Source organism: Nodosilinea sp. LEGE 06152 (assembly GCF_015207525.1).
Taxonomy (GTDB): Bacteria; Cyanobacteriota; Cyanobacteriia; order Phormidesmidales; family Phormidesmidaceae; genus Nodosilinea.
Map to the genome: position 1 here is coordinate 172,712 of NZ_JADEWR010000009.1, position 14,840 is coordinate 187,551.

General features: G+C 60.0%; 10 protein-coding genes. 1 reads left to right on the top strand and 9 read right to left on the bottom strand.

Annotation, left to right across the window (positions count from 1 at the left end):
- The first annotated feature begins 6 nt into the window (after positions 1 to 6).
- The gene (locus tag IQ265_RS14040; RefSeq protein WP_194054633.1) at positions 7 to 612 is read left to right on the top strand and encodes a Uma2 family endonuclease; all 606 of its coding nucleotides are present in this window, start codon (positions 7 to 9) and stop codon (positions 610 to 612) included.
- Positions 613 to 657: 45 nt separating this feature from the next.
- On the opposite strand, the gene IQ265_RS14045 is transcribed toward IQ265_RS14040, so the two are convergent.
- The 9 genes from IQ265_RS14045 to IQ265_RS14085 all read right to left on the bottom strand — a co-directional run bounded on the left by IQ265_RS14045 (position 658) and on the right by IQ265_RS14085 (position 14,219).
- Complete coding sequence (locus IQ265_RS14045; protein ID WP_194054634.1) at positions 658 to 1,326, bottom strand: Uma2 family endonuclease; 669 nt, start codon at positions 1,324 to 1,326, stop codon at positions 658 to 660.
- A 90-nt stretch (positions 1,327 to 1,416) separates the two neighbouring features.
- Positions 1,417 to 4,320 (bottom strand): NHLP bacteriocin export ABC transporter permease/ATPase subunit, encoded by a 2,904-nt coding sequence (locus IQ265_RS14050; protein WP_194054636.1) that lies wholly within the window; start codon positions 4,318 to 4,320, stop codon positions 1,417 to 1,419.
- Positions 4,321 to 4,446: 126 nt separating this feature from the next.
- Positions 4,447 to 6,795, bottom strand: a complete 2,349-nt coding sequence (locus tag IQ265_RS14055) for an NHLP family bacteriocin export ABC transporter peptidase/permease/ATPase subunit (protein ID WP_194054638.1) — start codon at positions 6,793 to 6,795, stop codon at positions 4,447 to 4,449.
- Between the two features lie 171 nt (positions 6,796 to 6,966).
- Positions 6,967 to 8,445 carry an NHLP bacteriocin system secretion protein gene (locus tag IQ265_RS14060; RefSeq protein ID WP_194054640.1) on the bottom strand — a complete coding sequence of 493 codons (1,479 nt, stop codon included), beginning with the start codon at positions 8,443 to 8,445 and terminating at the stop codon, positions 6,967 to 6,969.
- 151 nt (positions 8,446 to 8,596) lie between these two features.
- Positions 8,597 to 9,628 carry a cyclic nucleotide-binding domain-containing protein gene (locus IQ265_RS14065; RefSeq protein WP_194054642.1) on the bottom strand — a complete coding sequence of 344 codons (1,032 nt, stop codon included), beginning with the start codon at positions 9,626 to 9,628 and terminating at the stop codon, positions 8,597 to 8,599.
- A gap of 36 nt (positions 9,629 to 9,664) precedes the next feature.
- The gene (locus IQ265_RS14070; protein ID WP_194054644.1) at positions 9,665 to 9,940 is read right to left on the bottom strand and encodes a hypothetical protein; all 276 of its coding nucleotides are present in this window, start codon (positions 9,938 to 9,940) and stop codon (positions 9,665 to 9,667) included.
- Between the two features lie 177 nt (positions 9,941 to 10,117).
- The gene (locus IQ265_RS14075) at positions 10,118 to 10,405 is read right to left on the bottom strand and encodes a hypothetical protein (protein WP_194054646.1); all 288 of its coding nucleotides are present in this window, start codon (positions 10,403 to 10,405) and stop codon (positions 10,118 to 10,120) included.
- Between the two features lie 456 nt (positions 10,406 to 10,861).
- A complete protein-coding gene (locus tag IQ265_RS14080) occupies positions 10,862 to 11,785 on the bottom strand; it encodes a tetratricopeptide repeat protein (protein ID WP_194054648.1) in 924 nt (307 codons plus the stop codon).
- A gap of 160 nt (positions 11,786 to 11,945) precedes the next feature.
- Positions 11,946 to 14,219 carry a caspase family protein gene (locus tag IQ265_RS14085; protein WP_194054650.1) on the bottom strand — a complete coding sequence of 758 codons (2,274 nt, stop codon included), beginning with the start codon at positions 14,217 to 14,219 and terminating at the stop codon, positions 11,946 to 11,948.
- Between the last annotated feature and the right edge of the window lie 621 nt (positions 14,220 to 14,840).

Consider the following 14,840-nt stretch of genomic DNA (forward strand, 5'->3'; position numbering starts at 1 on the left):
ATGACTATGGTTGCTGCTTCAGCCTTTAGCTATGTCTCCCCAGAAGACTACCTAGCCGCAGAAGCCACCAGCCCCACCAAGCACGAGTACCGCGATGGCGAGGTTTATGCCATGGCTGGGGGCACCGATGCCCATGTCACCATTGCGCTCAATTTTTGGGCACTGCTGCGGGGGCATTTACGAGACCAGGGCTGTCGAGCCTATGCGCTGGATATGAAAGCCCGCATTGAAGTGCTTAATTGCTACTACTATCCAGATGTAATGGTCACCTGCGACGATCACGATCTCCCTTCCAGCACCTTTAAGGGCTATCCCTGCCTGATTGTTGAAGTGCTCTCAGACAGCACCGAAGCCCTTGACCGAGGGGATAAATTCACCGACTACCGCCACCTGGAGAGTCTGCAAGAGTACGTGCTAGTTTCCCAAACTCGGCAACAGGTGGAGGTGTTTCGCCGCAATACCGAAGGGTTATGGGTGCTGCATCCCTTTAGCGAAGGCGATCGCATTTCGCTCGCTAGCGTGGGCTGGGAAGGGGCGATTGCCGACCTATACGAAGACGTTACCTTCTCTGAATCTGACGCGGCACCACTCAGGGACGCTGAAGCCCGCTAGTAAAAGCTCCGCTGGGCCATACGCTCTAAGGCTAATCTCAACTACTCAGGGAGTAGAGCTTTTCTCCTGAAACTGGGTAACGCTGGCTTCCAATTCTTCTAGAGCCTGTAAACTCCCCACCGTCCAAGCGCGACTCACAGCCTGCTCGACCCAGCCAGCGATGGGAAAGTGAGGAAACAGCGGGCTGGTGTCTGAGGCAACGTAGTCTCCGGCCTGGAGCAGGTAAAGGGTTAACTTGCCGTCGGCGTAGATCCAAACTTCGGGGACTGCGATCGCGCGATAGGCCGTTATTGTGGTCAGCGACGTAACATCGGTTTCGATAGCTAAATCGGGCGGCGGATCGCCTGGCTGTAGCTTGCGTCGGCCAATCATGCGTTCATAGTTGTGGATGTAGAAGCAGGCATCAGGCTCTACCCCGGCCACCCCTGGCTGCTTAAATGTAGTAGAGCCAAAAGGCTGATAGCGTCTGCCCGTCATCCGCAAGAGCAGCTTGACAATGTCTGAGATTAAATCCGTCGGTACTTCATGTTCAGGCAGCGGCACTGCAATTTCTAGAACGTTTAAGCTGTAAGCAATTCGAGCCGCTCGCCGCTCACCTAATTCTTGCAAAATAGCCTCAAACTCTGCCCAACTTACATCTGGAATGGTAACCTTACTGCCCGGAGCAAGGTGTAGTTGGCTAATCGGTTTGCTGACAGGAACAAGGGTTGTCATGGTGCCAGACGGGGAGTGCTCATGTCTCGCGCTGCTCTCATTGTAAGTGGGCATGGTAAGCGAATACCACCGTAGAGCACTATCACCCACCTACACCTGCTGGCGCTTGACCAACTGGCTAAACAACCCCTCTGCGGTGGCCAGTTGATCAAAGCTGCCCTGCTGAACTAGGCGACCTTTTTCGAGCACGTAGATGCGATCGGCATTGCGAATGGTGCTGAGGCGGTGAGCCACCACAATGCGCGTCACCCGCAGCCGCTCCAGGCTTTCGCTGACGATTGCCTGAGTGCGGTTGTCCAAAGCACTCGTAGCTTCATCAAACAGCAAAATGCGGGGACGCAGGGCCAGGGCGCGGGCAATCAGCAGTCGCTGCCGCTGCCCACCCGAAAGGTTGGTGCCCCCCTCGCTCACCACTGTGTGCATCCCCATCGGCATCGAGAGAATGTCGTCGGCCAGACCCGCCATCGAGGCCGCCTCCCAGGCTTCTTCCATCGTGATGCGGGCGCTGCTGGCGATATTTTCAAAAATTGAGGCCGACATCAAGCGGCTGGTTTGCAGCACCACGCCAAACTGTCGCCGCAGAGCGTTGAGGTCTAGCCCCGCCATATCCTGCCCGTCAAAATAAACCGTGCCCACCTCTGGCGCATCAAACCCCAGCAGCAGGCGAAACAGCGTCGATTTGCCGCTGCCCGAGGGGCCGACCAGGGCAACAAATTCCCCCGGTTCAATGGCGAGGGTGACGCCGTCGAGAATAAGATCCCCATCGGAGCGGTAGCGAAAGCCCACGTTGCTCACCGTCACCTGGCCTGAGATCCGCCCAGGGTCGGCCTTAGAGGGGTCAACCTCCGGCTGGGCGGCGAGAATGGGTTCGGCCCGCTGCCAGATGGGCAGCACATCCAGCACGTCAATCACGGTGCTGCTGAGGCTAGTAGCCCCACCAATAAACGTGCCAAAGGCCGCATTAAAGGCCAGAAACGTGCCGGTCGAAAAGCTCCCATCCCCCGCCTGCGACTGCTGGATCATGCCGGTAGCGAAGGCGAACAGCACCGCCGGGGTGAGGGCCGCCAGCAGGTTGTTGATCACCGTCAAATTGTCTTCGATACCTTCTGAAGCCAGGGTGAGCCGCAGTTCTTGACCATACTGACGCCCCCAGTAGGCAAAGGCGCGGGTCTCGGCCCCAGCTACCCTGAACTTGGCCACGCCGTTGATCATCTGCACCATCATGCCGAAGAGCTTGCCCTGCTGGTCGTGGAGGGGGCGAATTTTCTTCAGCGTCAGCACCCCAGAGACTACGGTGACGGCCATGTTAAGTAGGGCAACCCCAGCGGCAATCAGCGCCAGGGGCACGCTGTAGTAAAACAGCAGCCCCAGATTCAGCAGCGAGAACAGGCTCGAAAACAGGCTCTTGAGCAGGGTATTGCCCAACCGCTGGCGAATCTGGCTAATCGACGACACCCGCGCGCTCAAATCGCCAATGGAATAGCCGCGAAAGAAGGAGGTTTTCAGCTTCAGCAGCCGATCCCACACGGCGGCCTGGGTGCTGCTGTCGGCAAAGGACTCGATTCGCATCAGGGCAATGCCCTGGGTGAGCTGAAACAGGGTGGCCCCAAAGGTGGTGGCCAGCAGGGCAAAGGCAATCTGTAACAGCAGGGTTTGGTCGGCGTTGGGGATGGCCTGGTCGATGAGAATGCCCGTGGCCTGGGGCGTCACCATGCCCAGCAGGGTAGCGGCAATGCTGGCGATCGCCACCACCAGCAATTCCTGACGGTGCCCTTGCAATGCAAACTGAAGCAGCTGCACGGGCTTGAGTTGGTAGGGCAGCGGTCGGTAGAAGGTGTGAGCCGTGGGTAAAATTCCCTCGGCAACGGCTCGACTGCACGGTACCCGCGTGCCTCGCTGCGGGTCAACCACCTCGTAGCGGGTCGCCCCCACCGGCAGCAGCGCCAGCGGACGGCCATCCTCACGGGCGTAGGCCAGCAGGGGGCCACCGTCGCGCCGCCACCAGTCATCGCGCAGGGCCACCTGGCGAGTGCGAATTTGGGACGCGCGGGCGATCGCCTCCAGTGGATCCCTCACCCGCCGCAAGTCCTCCGACTGAGCTGGGGGCTGAATGGCAATTCCCAAAGCACGTCCCACCGCCCCAGCCGCAACTAGCAGAGCATCCTCGCTGGGCTGCTGTCCCTGGGAGTCTTGAACAGCAGCGGCGGGCTCAAATACCCCCGCCAGCTGTGTTAGCGTTTGGCTCACGGCTTGGGTGTTTAGCCGCGCGCGAGCTTCAAACCGCTGATATTCCTGTACCTGCTGCTGCGCTTCGAGGTGCTGAATGCCCCTAAGCACCAAGGTTTGCAGGTGGCCCAGGCCAGCTAAAACTGGCTCCGCCCGCCCCTGGGGCTGCCAGATTTCTAGCTCCACCATCGCCGTCGCCTGCAACCACAGGTGGCTACTGAGGGGTATGGGGCCAACCGCCGGAGTCAGCGTCAGATGCTCCAGCCCCAGCAGTTGCCCCTCCCCAGCCAGCAGCCGCACCCAGGTGATCCGTCCTTGGGATGGCTGATACACCTCTCCCGGCGACAGCAGTCCGCTGGTCTCAATCGGTGTCGCCAACCGGGCCGATACGGTGTCTGACAGCGCCGCCCCTAGCCGATGCACCCAGTTTTCTAGGGCTTCCAGATTGGTTGCCGCCGTCTGGCTATTGGCCAACTCGTCTGCCAATGCCGTCAGGGCGATCGGTCTCAAACTCACCGATTCCAGCGGCATCGCCATCAGCTGGCAGGGGGTCTCTTGCTCCAGCAACGCCACCGGAAACAGCATCGCCCCCGGCTTGACGCTAAACAGATAGCGCCGCCGACTGGTCAGCGCCTGCACACTGACTGCAAACAGCGCCAGCGTACCCGCTTCAACCCGCCAGCAGGTCTTGGGGTCGTCGAGGAAGAATGGTTCGTTGCTGCGGAGGGCGTGGGGGGGGAAGGGGAGGGGGTGGTGGGTGGTAAGCATGGGTGGATGGGTGGATGGGTGGGAGGGTGGATGAGTGGATGGGTAGGAGGGTGGAAGAGGAGAAATGCAAAATGCAAAGTACAAAATTTTGAATTCTCAATTTTGAATTTTGAACTCAAAACTTCCTCACCCTTCTTCGCTGCGAATCAGCTGCAAATACGGCCCTTCCTGGTCGCGCAGGTCGTCGTGGCTGCCGCGCTGGACGACTTTGCCGTGGTGCATGACGATGATTTCGTCGCAGTCGCGGATGGTGCTGAGGCGGTGGGCGACGATCAGGCAGGTGCAGCCGCGCAGGCGCAGGTTGTAGTCGATGGTGCGTTCGGTTTCGGTGTCGAGGGCGCTGGTGGCCTCGTCCATGACCAGGATGGCGGGGTTGTTGACCAGGGCGCGGGCGATTTCGAGGCGCTGGCGCTGGCCGCCGCTGAGGTTAGCGGCCCCTTCGAGCAGTTCGGCGCTGTAGCCGCCGGGCATCGAGAGAATGGTGTCGTGAATGGCGGCATCGCGGCAGGCTTGGATCAGGTTGGCGTCGGGGATGGTGGTATCCCACAGGGTGAGGTTGTCGCGCACGGTGCCCGCAAACAGCAGAATGTCTTGCTCGACCATGGCTAAGGAGTTCGTCAGAACGGGGCGCGGAATCTGGTGGCGGGGCTGGCCGTCGAAGCAGATGTCGCCCGACCAGGGCTGGTAGAGGCCGCACACCAGCTTGGCGACGGTGGATTTGCCGCTGCCGCTGCCGCCGACTAGGGCTACCCGCTGCCCCGGCCTGAGGGAGAGGCTGAGGTTGTCGATTAGCGGCGGCGCGGTGCGGTTGTAGCCGAAGGTGAGGTGGTGGAGGTCGAGGAAGCCGTGGAGTTTGGGAGAGAGGGGAGGGGTAGGTGGGTAGGCGGGTAGGCGGGTAGGCGGGTGGGCGGGTAGGCGGGTGGATGGGTGAGCGGTGGCAGTTGTTAGGGTAGAAGGATTGGGTTCTTGATCGACAGTTTCTTGCGGCTCTGTGTTTCGCCCACCTGCCCACTCGCCCACTCGCCCACTCGCCCACTCCCCGTCGGGCAGCAGCGGATCGACGGGATTCTGGAGCACGTCGTCGAGGCGATCGAGGGTGCCGCCAAGTTCTTGGAAGTCGCCTGCGAGCTTGAGCAGCTGGTTGACGGGCTGCATAAACTGCTGGATGAGGGACTGGAAGGCGACGAGCATACCGATGCTGAGGGCACCGTCGATGACGCGAAAGCCGCCGATGGTGAGCAGCAGCATGGCGCTGAGGCCAGAGAGAAAGGCGGGGAGCATGCCGAGGCGCTGGTTGAGGCGGTCCATCTCCTGGCGGGCGTTGAGCGATTTGGCGTAGTACCCGGCCCAGCGGTTGAAGAAGTCGGACTCTAGACCCGAGGCTTTGAGGGTTTCGATGCTTTGCAGACCGGCGATCGCAACCCCGCTGACCTTGCCCTGCTCCTGCATCAGGCGCATATTCGTGTCCGATCGCTGGCGGGCCACCCAGCGCAGGGCAATCAAATTTACCGCTACTGAGCCAATGCCGATCAGGGTCAGCACCCAGTCGTACTGCCACATCACCAGGCCGTAAAAGACCACCATGACGCAGGAAATGGCGGTGGTGGCCAGCTCGCCCGAGAGCAGGCTGGCCAGGCGATCGTTGAGCTTGATGCGGTTGCTGATCTCCCCGGCAAAGCGCTGGTCGTAGAAACTCACCGGCAGGTGCAGAATGTGCCACAAAAAACCGCTCGACATGCCCATAGCCAGCTTGATCCGCAGCCGCCGCAAAATTTGCAGCTGTAACCGCGTCAGCAGTCCGGTTAGCACCGAGGTGACCAGCATCCCCAGCAGCAGCGGTCGTAGCCAGCTACTGCGGCCCTGAATCAGCACCTGATCGACAAACACCTGAGAAAAGGCGGGCATGGCCAACCCCGGCAGCACCAGCAGCAGCCCCGCCAGCAGGCAAAAGGCCAGGGCGCGCACAGAGCCGCGCAGGCGCAGGCGCAGCGATCGCACCAAATCCCGCCTTTGCCCACCTCTTTCAAACTCGGCATCGGGGGCAAAGGTCAGCACCACCCCAGTAAACCCCTCGCTAAATTCGTCAAGGGAAACCGTGCGCGGGCCGGTGGCCGGGTCATTCAGGTACACCTTCTGGCGGTGAAACCCTTCCACTACTAAGAAGTGGTTAAAATTCCAAAACACGATGTAGGGCCGCTCTAGCTGCTGCACCGCTTCTAAGGAAACCTTAAAACCCTTGCCGTTGAGGCGATACAGCTGCGCCGCATTCAGCACATTCGACGCCTTGCTGCCATCGCGCGAAACGCCGCAGGCCTGGCGCAAATCCGCCAGAGAGACAATCCGTCCGTGGTAGCCCAGGATCATGCCGAGGGAGGCAGCACCGCATTCCACCGCTTCCATTTGCAGCAGGGTGGGCGTGCGCCGCAGGTCGGGGCGGCGGAGGCGGTCTTTGAGTTTGGCAATGAGGTGTTGCATGGGAGTGGATGGGTGGGAGGGTGGATGGGTGGGAGAGTGGATGGGTGGGAGAGTGGGAGGGTGGATGAGTGGGAGGGTGGATGGGTGGATGAGCGGGCAGTGTAGGTAGGGGATGAATGGGGATATGAGGGGATAGCATTCAAAACCAATACCCATCCACCCATCCACCCCCTACCCATCCACCCCCTTCACCGCCTCATCCCCAAACCCCGCCCACTGCTTAAGAATGGGCAGCACGTAGGAGATCGGGCGGCGCTTTTCGACGGTGATGCGCACGGTGGTGGTCATGCCGGGGGTCATGGGCTGGTCGGGGCCTTGGGGGGAGGCTGACCAGCGCAACTGGCTGGGGTTGTTGGGGCTGTAGTCGGGTTGCAGGGTGGCAAAGACGGCGATGTGCGGCCCCTGGCCCATAACGCCGGGAAGGATGTCGGGATGGCCGACCAGGCGGGCGGCTCCGGCCTGGGTGACGGGAAAGCTGGAGACCTGATCGACGGTGCCGAGGATGCCGCCGTATTCTTCGCGTTTGACGGTGGTAGGGGTGGCCTGGAGGGCCATGCCGACGCTGATTTTTTTGCCCTCGCTGACGGGCAGAAAGGCCACGCTGGTGAGGGGGGTGTTGCTGTCTTGGGCGGCGATCATGGCCACGGGCATGCCGGGGTCGAGGCGCTGGCCGGGCTGGGCCATGACTTCAACCACCTGGCCGTCGTGGTCGCTGGTGATGGTTTGGTTGCGGCTGAGCTGCTCGGTGAGCTGGGCGATGGTGGCCTCGGTATCTTTGATTTCTTTTTGGCGCTGGGCGGTGGTGGTGCTGTCTTGCTCACGCTGGGCGGCGGCGCGGGCGTCGAGATCTTGAAGTTGAGCTTGGAGGTCGGCGATACGGCTGAGGTTGTCGAGGTAGTCGCGCTGGGCTTCGGTATCGCGCAGATCCAGGGTTTCGAGCTGGGTTTCAACGTCGTTGACTTCGTTTTGCAGTTCCTGATATTCGAGCTGCACGCTTAGCACCTCTTCTTGGGACATTGCGCCCTCGTCGGCCAGGCGCTGCCAGTTTTCCCAGCGGGTTTGATAGATGGGCAGGCGGGCTTGCAGGGTGGCGAGCCGCTGCTGGAGGGTTTGGCGCTCCTGGCGTAGCGATGCTTCGGCGCGGGATTGCAGGGTGGGGGTGAGGGACTGCTGCGATCGCAGATCTTGCTCCAGTGCCCGCCGCTGCTGGGCGATCGCCCCCTGGTCTAGCCCGCTGCGTTCGCTGTTCAGCCGCTGGGCCGTCTGGTCTTGAATTTGGAGCTGGGTCAGCTTCTCCTGGGCCAGCCGCAGCTGGGTCTCTAGCTCAGACTGATCGAGCACTGCCAGAATGTCGCCCGCCTTCACCCAGTCTCCCGGCTTCACCTCAATGGATCGTAAGGGGCCGGCACCGGGCGACTGCGCCGTCACCACATCGCTGGGGTAAACCAGCACCCCCTGCCCAGTAACAGTTAGGGGAATTTGGCCCAGTACGCTCCAGGCGGCCCCGGCGCTGACCAACAAACCCAGGGCCGTCAGCGCCAGCCAGCGCTTGGGGCTGACCACCTGCACCAGCTGGTCGAGCTGTTCGGGAGAGGCGCTGCGCTCTAGCGCCTGGGGGCGAAATAGGTTGCTATGCTTTGCCGTTACCATGGTCAAACTCCGGGAAAAAGGCAGAAGGAGGAAGGGTGAAAAATGAGGAACGGAGGGCGTAGGGTGGGCAACGCCCACCAGGCACATCAATAAATTGGTAGAACCGCTAGTGCAGGCCCCTAACCACAGGCGCAAATCCAAAATCCAAAATCTAAAACTGAGCCTGGGTCTGCAAACGCTGCACCAGCCACTCAAACCGGGCCTCAGCCAGGGCTACCCGCTCCAGCAGCTGACCATCAAGATCGGTGTTGGGGGCCAAAACGCCCAGTTTTTCCAGCATGAGCTGCTGTTTGCTGGCCAGCAGCAGCGCTAGCAGTCGGTAGAGGCGGGCGGCAAAGGGGCGATCGTAGAGCAGCTTGGCCAGCAGCCGCCAGCGGGGAATGGTCAGCAGAGTAGACTCCCGCAGGGCGATCGCCCCCACCGACGCCGGAGCCGAGTCGAGCAGCAGGGTTTCACCAATTAAGTCGCCCCGCGACAGGCGGGCAAACTCGGTCTCAGCTCTCTCTAGTTCTGGCCTGAGGGCTGCCACCACCAGGTTAGGCGGTTGTTCTTCAGCGTTCAGGCCCACAGCCCCTTCTAGAAGCAGGTGCAGGGCATCGACTGGGTAGCCGCAGCGCAGCAGAGGCGTGCCGGGTTTGACCGATTCGACCTGCCTCACTGCCATCATCCAGTCCAGATCGCTATCGGCCAGTTCAGCAAACACCGTCGCTGCTTCTTTAAGCTGAAGCTGGCCGAGCAGGGCGACGCTGTAGCCCATTTGCATCGCCCACTGGGTGAGCTGGTGCCGCATAGACAGAGCCACCACCCGGTAGAACGGGGCAGCGAAGTTGGCATCGTCGGCTAGCTTTTGAGTGAGAGCAGCTAGGGGAAGCGCCAGAACAATCGCATCGGTGAGGGCAAACAGGGTGGATCGGGAGAGGTGTGTCGTTACGGCAGGTATTGCGCCAGTCAGCTCCCCGCTGGATAACCGCAGAATTTCTGTGGCGATAGCTTTATCGCCCTCGTTAACGGGCTGTGCTTCTAACACAACTGAAAGCTGACCGCTGACCACAATCCACAGATGGTCAAGAGGCTGGGGCGGGGTGTGGAGGCGATCGCCCGCCTGGAGCGATCGCAGCGTGCCGGTTTGCCCTAGCCAATCCACATCCGCCTGGTTAAATTCTCGCAGTAGGGGCGTCGTCATAGCGAAATCCTTGAGTTGCTAATCGTTGAAAAATTGCTATCGCCCGAACAATCGCGAGAGTCCGGCGAAGACCGCAAAAATTTGATCTACCGATTCAAAACCCAACCCGGCAAACTGAAAGCTGCCGGAGGATGTATTGGAGGTTTGAGCCAGCTTAGATCCAGGGCAACCACAGCTCCCAGACTGGCCCAAAAGACTATCGTTCTGCTCAAACATTGCGCCCGAAATAAAAATATCCAGGCCACCAGAAATATCGTCCAATTCCGCCGAGCTTAGCTCCACCGGAGCGAGATCTAAATTTTGTTCTTCCATGACAAAGCATCCTTTGCCTAAATAAATTACTGAGTCAATCTGACCTATCTTTTGGGGAGGAAACATGCAGAGATATGGTGGAGCCATACCTCTGCATGGAGCCCTATCTGATGGTTGAACGAGGACCTTAAAAGGTCACCCCCCTAAGGTCACTCGCGGCATTGATCCTGAGCCTGTCTACAGCCCGAAGCTAATCACATCGGAGTTACCGGAGGCGGTGTTGAAGCCGGTGAGAGAGCTCATGCTGCCAGCACCGTTAGGGCCAGCAAAGCTCACCTGATCCATCGTGACACCCGACTGTTCGAAGAAGCTGCTCGCCCCTTTGAACAGGCTGCTGATATCGCCCAGACCGCTAGCACCCCCGCTACAATCGTCGAGTTCGCCTGCGGAAAGCTCGGTAATGGCCAGGTTGGCAGCCTCTTCAGCTTCAGCAATGATGTCGTTGGGCTTAATCATGTCAGACATGGAAGTTTCTCCTTTTGAGAAAGTTGGTTTTTTCCGAATGAGGAAGGTAAGTTTGATTGCCTTCCTGTTTTTACCTATGTCTTGGGGAAGTGAGCTTATTCACTCTTGGGATGGGAGTTAGCAGAAATTTTGGGTGCGATTTTGAAAGCTGTCCTAGCTGGCCTCGGCTGGGCGTAGAATGGGTTGGTTTTACCCGTTGTGGGATGGTGGGCAGTGCCCACCCTACGAGATCTATAACCTAGAAGAAGTAGGTTGGGTAAAACGAAGTGAAACCTAGCGCTTGACTAAACTCTGTTAGTTCTGCTAGCGGGCTAACCAGCTTACACAACGATGAGTTCAACTCATTTAAAAAGCAGGGACATAGCATGCTATGTCCCTACAGGGATGCGGATAAAAGCTGGGGCTAGGCCAATAAAATCTGGGGAGACAGTGGGCAGCATCCATGGGAGATGCAAATCAGTAATAGCCTTCTTCTGTGGGCTGTAGGGCAATTGGAGCGGGGACATTGTTTGCGCTGGCTTTGGGCTTGGCAGCCTGCTGTAATTGCCGCGCCTGCTGGTGATAGCGCAGGGCAACTTTGTTTTGCTGTAAGCCTTCGTGCAGGTTAGCGAGATCGATTAAAATCTCGGCGGCCAGGGCGCGATCGCACTTTTGGCACAGCAACAGAGCGGCCTCAAAATGGGCGATCGCTAAATCGGTGTGCCCTGCACAGTTGGCCAGCCTGGCAATGCGCCTGCGAATCATGATTTCGTAGCCATTTCCCTCAAGCAGGGTCTGGTGCTGGCGATAGCCGTCGAGGGCCGCCTCATAACAGGAGAGCGCGCACCAGTGCTCGCCTCGGGCTGCATAGACTCGCCCCATGCAGCCCAGGGTAATGGCTTCGCCCAGCTCATCGCCCAGTTCGTGGCGCAGGGCGAGGGCTTTTTCGAGAGTTTTGAGGGCCAGTCGGTAGCGGCGACGGTAGTAGTGGCCCATGCCTAGGGTGTGCAGGGCGGCGGCATAACCCGCGTTGTCTGCGGTATTGTGCAGGTGTTGCACGGCCTGGGCGGCGTAGTCGTAGGCCCAGCGGTACTGCTGGCGCTGGGCAAACACCACGCTGAGGTGGGTGAGGGTGCGGCCCAGGGCAACGGCGTCTTCGGCATGGCTAAAGGCATTGAGCGATCGCAGATAGGCCCCGGCAGCACGATCCCATTCGCCCAGTTGACAGTAGAGGTGGCCCAGGGCACTCTGGGCTTTGCCGGTTTCGAGCAGGGCAGGCACAGATCGCAGCCAGGAAAGCTGATAGCGCGGTTCGATGGTCTGTACTGTCGGGAACGCCTGCATCAAAATTACGGGGCGGCTCTGGGTCAGGTAGGCGATCGCAAAGCGGGAACTGGTCATAGGAATGGGGTTGAACTCATCTACCATTACGTATGTCTGGAACGACTAAACCGATTCAACGTTGACCAGCTGGCGATTTCGGCGGAGATCTCTTGCTAAGTCGGTTCCCGTTTCTGGATGCCAAAGGCTTTACGCTACGCGAATTGCTCCTGCCGAGTGCTCAGTTTTCGACCACTCGAATTAGGGTAGATAGGGCCGCGAGCTGGGTGGTGTCTACCCCGTGCACGTCGCCGCGCAGGCTTACCGAGCTACGGGTGGTGCGGTCAATATCGCCCAACAGGGTTTCGACCACATTGACGGGGTCATCGTTTTGCAGGCCGATGGGGTCGCCGCTGCGGGTGTTGTTAGCAGCGGCAATTTGCTGAAGACTGCGCAGGGCATCGCGCAGGGGGCTGGTGCTCACCAGGGTCAAAATTTCGGCGTAGCCAGAGCTGCTCAGGCACAGGTGAAAGGCCCGGCTGGGGTCGCTACAGTAGTTGCGGTTTGGGTCGCGCCCTGGCCCCTGCCGGGGAATGTCTAACTGCTGCCCCGGCTCCAACAGCGATTCGCTTTCGGGAGCATCCCAATCGGTGGGGTGCAGCACTGACATACTTCCCGAACTGCCGATGGCCAGCACGGCTACGTAGAGGCTGCGAAATTCACCATTGGTCACCGTCACCACAATTTCGCTGCCCGATCGCAGCGCTTGACCAGAGCCATCGAGCCGTTGGGCTATCTCGCCGCTGTTGCCCCCTCGACTGCTGGCGCTGCGACTGGCAATAACAGGGCCATTCACCGGCTGTACAGCGACATCGACGTTGAGGTTGGAAGTGTCGCCGTTGAGCAGCGATCGCAGCACCTGTCCGGCCAACAGCAGCTTGAGCGTGGGGTTGAGCCGCTGCACAGCATCGGCCATAGATTCTCCCGGTTCACCAAAGCTGGCCCGTAGGGCCACCAGCCCCGGCGTAAACAGGCCAATGCTGCCCAGTTCGCCCACATTGCGCACGGCTTCAGCAGCGGCAATTTCAAGCCCCTGCTCGGTCATGCGACCCAGCAGGTAGTGGGGGCTTTGGTCGCTGTCTACCGCAACGGGCTGAACGCGATTCAGGCGAGAAAGCTGCGATGGCGCCTCCCCCAAATCAGCGCCCAGGGAAGTATCTAGACCTACTCGCAGGGTCAGGTCAGTCGGTATTCCCCGCACTCGCTCCCGCAGCAGTTGCCCCATTTTAATCTGACTTCCAGTGCCTCTAACTAGAGTGCCGTAACCCTCTAGCCCTACCCGCCGGGTTTGCGCGACCTGGCCGATCTCATGGCCATCGCTATCTACAACCGAGAAAACAGCTCCGCTCTCAAACGCCGCCAAACTTTGGGACGATACGCCCCCCAGCCAGAATTTGACCTCGCCAGCCCCAGCACCCACCACCACAGCCTCTGCCGCCGGGGTTTGGGGCGAGCTAAAAAAGAGCGGCTCTTGACCAAAGTTGCGGCCCGGCGCTACCTCGTAGATAGGCGACTGCACAATGCGGGCGCTATTAGCCACATCTCGCGTACTGCGGGCCAGGTCGACAAACACGCGATCGAGGGGCGGGCTGCCGGGCTGCTGCCACAGGTAGCGAGTCAGCGCGTAGGTAAACGCCCCGGCGTAAAACTGCCCATTCCCCTCGCCAAAGGAGGCATCTGCCGCCAGTTGATTAGCCTGGGCCGACCCCAGCGCTACTCCCTTGGCAATGCCTCGGCTGCGCTGAGTCTTTAGCTCAGCCGATGACCAGCCCAGCCGCAACCGCCAGCGTTCCTGTTCGGCCAGTTCTAACGGGCTGGGTTCTGCATCGCCCAGCGCCACCCGCGACTCAACGGCCCGCAGAATTAGATCGCCTCGGGTGCCGCCGCCGGAGTGGCAGCTGTCGAGCATGACCGTCACCTGATCGGTTTTAAGGTTGGCCATCAGCAAAAACAGGGTTTTGCCCATGATGTCATTGACCTGGTTGCCCCCCAGGTTTAGCCGGGCGTCGTAGGGCAGCAGGCTGCCGTTATAGCCTTCCAATGCTGTGGGTATGGGATCAGGGTCACGCACTAAGGAACCGTGACCTGAGAAGTGAAACACCACCACATCCCCCGGCTGAGCCTGATCGATCAGGTGCGTCTCAAAGGCGTCGAGCAAATTCTGACGGGTGGCGGCCTGGTTTTCTAGGGTGAGAATGTTGGCGGGGTCAAAGCCAAAGCGATGCACCAGCAGCTCCTTTTGCATTCGCACGTCAGTGAGACAGCCTCGCAGGGGAGTGACTCCAGCGGGGTACTGATTGACACCCACCAGCAGGGCTAGTTTGCGAGGGATGGGTTGGGCCAGGGCTAGGGCATAGCGATCGCCCTGTCGCCGCACATTCATTTGGTTAAGGCCTACGGCGGCTAGGGCCGACCCAGCGACCTGCAAAAACCGTCGTCGCTTGAGGTTAGGCATGGGAATAGTTCCTGAATGGCGAAGAGGGGGCAGGCCGGGTGACTGTCAACGCTCAGTTGGGCTGGTGGGCAGTGCCCACTACGGTAGAGCGGGAGTACATTAGCAGGCCAGTCGATGCTGCTGGCGCAGCGCAGCTTGCTGGGGCCAGGACTCCCTCTATGTTTTGGGAACCGGCGGTCAGCGACGACAGAACCGCTGCCAGACCGCACAGCCCAGCCAGGGCCACCCTCTGCAGCCGTCGAGAGGCAAAACGCGGCGGATGTGGGAGTCATGGGAAAGTCCTCTACGGTGGGGCAAAGAGGCGTTGGGGTCTCTCTGCAAGGTTCTATAGCTGCAACCTTGAAACTTATTCAGTGATGCAAAACGTTGGCGCGACCAGGTTTGGGGTTGACCCACCGCTATGGCCACGGTCCCGCCGCTGGATTGATGGACTCTAGAACTGTAGATTGACTGCCGCACCCAACGGGTACGCAAACCTGACCTTGTCTTTGCCGAAAACTGAATAAGTTCACTCGGCCCAGCCCTATAGTCTGGTGTCGTCAACGGAATTTTGGTTAATCGCTGCCATGCATTAGCTGCTGCCACCAGGAGTTTTGCCATATCACCCGTAGCTGAAGCGAT

What these genes read in the sequence shown, in the direction of transcription:
- IQ265_RS14045 (WP_194054634.1), bottom strand. Translation starts at nt 1,326, where the DNA reads ATGACAACCCTTGTTCCTGTCAGCAAACCGATTAGCCAACTACACCTT.
- IQ265_RS14050 (WP_194054636.1), bottom strand. Translation starts at nt 4,320, where the DNA reads ATGCTTACCACCCACCACCCCCTCCCCTTCCCCCCCCACGCCCTCCGC.
- IQ265_RS14055 (WP_194054638.1), bottom strand. Translation starts at nt 6,795, where the DNA reads ATGCAACACCTCATTGCCAAACTCAAAGACCGCCTCCGCCGCCCCGAC.
- IQ265_RS14065 (WP_194054642.1), bottom strand. Translation starts at nt 9,628, where the DNA reads ATGACGACGCCCCTACTGCGAGAATTTAACCAGGCGGATGTGGATTGG.
- IQ265_RS14080 (WP_194054648.1), bottom strand. Translation starts at nt 11,785, where the DNA reads ATGACCAGTTCCCGCTTTGCGATCGCCTACCTGACCCAGAGCCGCCCC.
- IQ265_RS14075 (WP_194054646.1), bottom strand. Translation starts at nt 10,405, where the DNA reads ATGTCTGACATGATTAAGCCCAACGACATCATTGCTGAAGCTGAAGAG.
- IQ265_RS14085 (WP_194054650.1), bottom strand. Translation starts at nt 14,219, where the DNA reads ATGCCTAACCTCAAGCGACGACGGTTTTTGCAGGTCGCTGGGTCGGCC.
- IQ265_RS14040 (WP_194054633.1), top strand. Translation starts at nt 7, where the DNA reads ATGGTTGCTGCTTCAGCCTTTAGCTATGTCTCCCCAGAAGACTACCTA.
- IQ265_RS14070 (WP_194054644.1), bottom strand. Translation starts at nt 9,940, where the DNA reads ATGGAAGAACAAAATTTAGATCTCGCTCCGGTGGAGCTAAGCTCGGCG.
- IQ265_RS14060 (WP_194054640.1), bottom strand. Translation starts at nt 8,445, where the DNA reads ATGGTAACGGCAAAGCATAGCAACCTATTTCGCCCCCAGGCGCTAGAG.